The sequence below is a fragment of the Verrucomicrobiota bacterium genome, assembly GCA_037139415.1.
Lineage (GTDB): Bacteria > Verrucomicrobiota > Verrucomicrobiia > Limisphaerales > Fontisphaeraceae > JBAXGN01.
The window spans coordinates 1-4,065 of the sequence record JBAXGN010000322.1; the positions used below are offsets into that span (position 1 = coordinate 1).

Consider the following 4,065-nt stretch of genomic DNA (forward strand, 5'->3'; position numbering starts at 1 on the left):
TGCGGTCGAAAGTTTGAGGATGTGAGCGTTGTTATAACTTAACATAGTAATACTAATGGGAAGGCGTTTCCCCGGAACACCGGTTGCGTAGCATCCGGTGTGAAGGGGAACGCGTGACCGCGTGTGGTGTGGTGGTATTTTTTGGGAATGCGTGGTAACGGTGTGTTAATGCGTTACGTTGCGTTAATACAGAGTATTGTATTATAGCGCGTTATGTGGCATTTTAAGGGTGGATATTTTATGCCAGTAAATAACACACATCCTGAATACGAGTTAATGACCGCCAATTGGATTCGCGCCCGCGATGTCCTGGGCGGCGAGGAAACCATCAAGGTCGCCGGTGAAAAGTACCTGCCAAAATTGGAAGTGCAAAGTGAGACGGAGTACCAGGCGTACAAAATGCGCGCTTCGTTTTTTAATGCGTGTGCGCGCACGCTGGCTGGTTATGTCGGCATGATTTTCCGCAAGCCGCCGTATTTACGCCTGCCGGAAACCAACAGCGCGCTGGGCAAAGCCATGGCTGAATTCAATAATGACGCCGACATGCTGGGGACATCGCTTTACGGCTACGCCAAACAGGTGATCAGCGAAGTGGTGAGCGTAGGGCGCTGCGGGACGCTGGTGGACTGGGAACAAGATGCGGAAAGCCGCGCGTATGCGGCGCTGTATCGCGCTGAACAAATTCTGAACTGGCGAGTGGAGCGCGTGAATGGGCGCAACATCGCCACGCTGTTGGTGCTGCATGAGCCGGAGGGTGGTGAACGCCAGGGCACGGATTTGTTTGACTCGGTGGTGGGCGAACAAATTCGGGTGCTGAGGCTGGATAGGACGAATGGGACTGATGGGAGCAATGGGCAGCGGTGCGTGGTGGATATTTGGCGTCCGAAAAACGACCAAAAAGGCAATGGTGGAAAAACAGAATGGGAATTGGCTGAGACACGGATTCCGTTGCGAATGGGCAAGCCGCTGCCGCTGATTCCATTCGTGTTCCATGGGCCGGAGAACTCGCGGCCGACGGTGCCACGGGTGCCGTTGGAAGACATCATGGCGATGAACCTGACCCATTATCGGATGGATGCCGACTATAAGCACGGGCTGCATTATACCGCGCTGCCGACGGCGTGGGTGAGCGGGTTCGACAAGGATGCGAAGCTCCAGATCGGGTCCAGCGTGGCGTGGGTGGCACCAACGGCAGGCGCCACGGCCGGATTTTTGGAATTCATGGGGCAAGGGCTTGGGTCCTTTGAACGGGCACTGGATCATGCCGAACGGCTGATGGCGGTGCTCGGGTCGCGGCTGTTGGAAGGGCAGAAGAAGGTGGCGGAAACGGCAGAGGCAATGCAAATCCGGCAGAGTGGCGAGGATTGCATCCTGGGCAGCATGGCGGCGAGCGTTAGCGAATCCATCACGCAAGTGCTGCGGTGGGCGTACTGGTGGAACTCGACGGAAGAAAAACCTGACGATGTGACGGACCAGCAGGCGTTGCTGGATTTGAACACGGATTTCAGCACGCACGGAATGAGCGCCCAGGAGATCACGGCGGTGGTGATGGCGTGGCAGGCCGGCGCGATGAGCCAGGACACGATGTTTGAATTGTTCCGGCGCTCGGAAATTCTGCCGGATGGGCGCGGGAATGAGGAGGAAATGGGGTTGATTGGAAAAGCGAAGGCCAGTGGAAAAGTGACCAGTGATCAGTTATCAGTGACCAGTAAACCGGAGAATGCGCAAATTGCGGCGGTGAAGTGAGCAAAGATCAATGGTGACTCATTTCCGTTTTCCGGCCAGGCGATAACACCGCCGCGCTTCAGGTCGCCTCCACCAATTCGATGCGTACCGCCTTGCCCAGCGCCCGCGCCACCCGCGATACGGTAGATAGCCGAACGTCTTCGGCGTGATTCTCCAAGCGCGAAATCGCGGACTTCTTCGTTTTGGTGATCCGTGCCAGGTCCTCCTGCGTCACGCCCGCCTGCTCGCGGGCCTGCCGCAGCATCACGCCAATCTTAAATTCCCCGTAGCCGGCATCGAAATCCTTCGCGAACGCCTTGTCAGCGCGCTTGCGGCGGTCAATGTACTTTTCCACGTCGTCTTTCATATTTATTTCCTGCGATTCAGGTGGTCGCGTTTGCGTTGTTCAGCCAGCGCGATTTCGCGTTCTGGCGTTTTCTGTGTCTTCTTGGCGAATCCATTTGTCAGGATGATCAGCCGCCCCTCATCCCAGAAGCCAAGCAGCCGGAAGGCGTCACCGCCAAATGCGGCGCGCACCTCCCACAAATCATCCGTGCCTTCCAACTTCTTGAAATACTGCTGCGGTACACGCGGCAGCTCTCTCACTGCGCGCAGCACCCACAACACCTTTTGCGCCTGCTTTGCGCCCAGTGAATCAAGAAATTCCTCCACCGGACATTCCCCGGCAGCGGTTCGGTAAAACTTGATTTCAAGCATCTGGAATAGTTAACACCAATGTGAACATGCTGTCAAGCGCGAGTTTGGCAGCAGCAGCCCTTGAGACTATTCCCTTCATGCTTTGGTGTACTGCATTGAAAGGTGTCAAATTATTTTTTTAAAAAGTTTTTTCACACTCATTCATAACGATGCATCACGACGACCACACCATGCGTTAGTGAAAAAGAGCCAAGCGTGGTTATGATAAAAGGCCTGTAAAACAGGGTGTATGGTGGCAACCAGCGGCAGTGGAAGGCTACGGGCTGGCAAATAATTTGAGCCTCGTTACCTCGGCTGCCCAGAAAATTATGGCACTGAAATACAAATACAAATCGAGAGAGGAAATCCCGGCGGAGCACGCCGGATTTTACACCGAACGCGACGGCGCCTGGCACCTGGATGCGGAGGGCGTGGTCGAGAAAACCAAGCTGGATGAAATCCGCGCCAGCAATTCGGCCCTGGCCAAGGAGCGCGATGAGTTGCGGCAACGCTTCGAGGGAATTGATCCGGAAGACGTCCGCAAGCTGGCTGCCGAAAAGCAGCAACTCGAGGAAGCCGCGCAATTGAAGGCAGGCGAGGTGGACAAGGTGGTGGAAAACCGCATCAAGGGCTTGAAGGCGGATTGGGACAAGCAGGTCCTCGGCCTGACCGGGGAGCGCGATGCCCTCAATGCCCGGCTGCCAGCGAGACGACGTATTCCAAGACGGATACGCGTGAGGTGCTTTCGCGGGTCGCAAAAGCCATGCTGTCTAAGTTTGGGTATCCGACTGGCAAGGGTGCGAGCGTGGTGAAATTGGTGAGGGTGTAACATGACTAACTCTATGAATGAACTCGTGCAATTGACAAACCAAGCGGCCACGCAAAATGACCGGTGGCTGTTCGTGGCGAGCCTGGTGGTATTCGGCATTTTTGCGGCGTGTGTGATGCGGTACTTCGTCCAGCAGCATGAGCGGCTGATCGAGGACCACAAGCAGGCGCGGGACACGTACCAGGAAAGCCTGCGCGGCATGGTGGCCGAACAGAGCATGGCGAACGGCAAGCTGATTACGTGCCTGGAAAGTAACACGCGGGTTTTGGAGGAGTGCCGGGATGAACTGCGGCATTCGCGAATGGAAAGGAGCAAAGTATGAAACGAATGATTGGAATAATGGCGGCTGCGGCACTGATGCTGGCGGCTGGGTGTGCACGATTCAGCACGACGCAAACGGATTTGAGCTATGAAGAGGGACAGCCGACCAGGGAGATCACCGCGCACGCCACGGCCTCGACGTTCTTTGCGGGGAAGTCGAGCCTGGCAAGCTGGAAGGCCAGCCAGACCGACAAGACCCAGGGGGCCAGCGTCGGCAATCTCGCGCTCGAAGCCAACGCCCGGACCAACCTGAATGCCATTGTGGAATCGGTGGTGGGCGCGGCGATCAAGGCGGCGGTGAGGCCGTAGGGGGGCTTAAGCGACCGCTTCCGGTACGGTTCAAGACCGTGCGATTGACTGCTTTACGAGTTCGCCTAAAGCTTTGTAAAGGTCCGTATTGGCTTTAACAAACTGAGCGTCTGTAAGTATCAGACCTGTATTAGTGCTTATCCGCAAATAAAAGTTGCCTTTTTCGCCGTGCTCTGTCAATTTCT

Annotated in this window: 6 protein-coding genes; 4 read left to right on the top strand and 2 right to left on the bottom strand. The window is 56.0% G+C overall.

Going from position 1 to position 4,065, the window contains the following annotated elements:
• Positions 1-240 precede the first annotated feature (240 nt).
• The gene (locus tag WCO56_29100; protein MEI7733658.1) at positions 241-1,746 is read left to right on the top strand and encodes a DUF4055 domain-containing protein; all 1,506 of its coding nucleotides are present in this window, start codon (positions 241-243) and stop codon (positions 1,744-1,746) included.
• A 58-nt stretch (positions 1,747-1,804) separates the two neighbouring features.
• Here the strand turns inward: WCO56_29100 and WCO56_29105 are convergent, their stop codons facing one another.
• Complete coding sequence (locus WCO56_29105) at positions 1,805-2,092, bottom strand: helix-turn-helix transcriptional regulator (protein MEI7733659.1); 288 nt, start codon at positions 2,090-2,092, stop codon at positions 1,805-1,807.
• Positions 2,093-2,094: 2 nt separating this feature from the next.
• The gene (locus tag WCO56_29110) at positions 2,095-2,442 is read right to left on the bottom strand and encodes a type II toxin-antitoxin system RelE/ParE family toxin (protein MEI7733660.1); all 348 of its coding nucleotides are present in this window, start codon (positions 2,440-2,442) and stop codon (positions 2,095-2,097) included.
• A 308-nt stretch (positions 2,443-2,750) separates the two neighbouring features.
• Here WCO56_29110 and WCO56_29115 point away from each other — a divergent pair, with 308 nt between their 5' ends.
• The 3 genes from WCO56_29115 to WCO56_29125 are packed head-to-tail and all read left to right on the top strand — an operon-like array spanning position 2,751 to position 3,880.
• A complete protein-coding gene (locus WCO56_29115) occupies positions 2,751-3,233 on the top strand; it encodes a hypothetical protein (protein ID MEI7733661.1) in 483 nt (160 codons plus the stop codon).
• Positions 3,234-3,251: 18 nt separating this feature from the next.
• Positions 3,252-3,572: a hypothetical protein gene (locus tag WCO56_29120; GenBank protein MEI7733662.1), complete on the top strand. Its 321-nt coding sequence runs from the start codon at positions 3,252-3,254 to the stop codon at positions 3,570-3,572.
• Positions 3,569-3,880, top strand: coding sequence for a hypothetical protein (locus tag WCO56_29125; GenBank protein MEI7733663.1), 312 nt, complete (start codon positions 3,569-3,571; stop codon positions 3,878-3,880). The genes WCO56_29120 and WCO56_29125 overlap by 4 nt, the downstream gene beginning before the upstream one ends.
• The last annotated feature ends 185 nt before the right edge of the window (positions 3,881-4,065 follow it).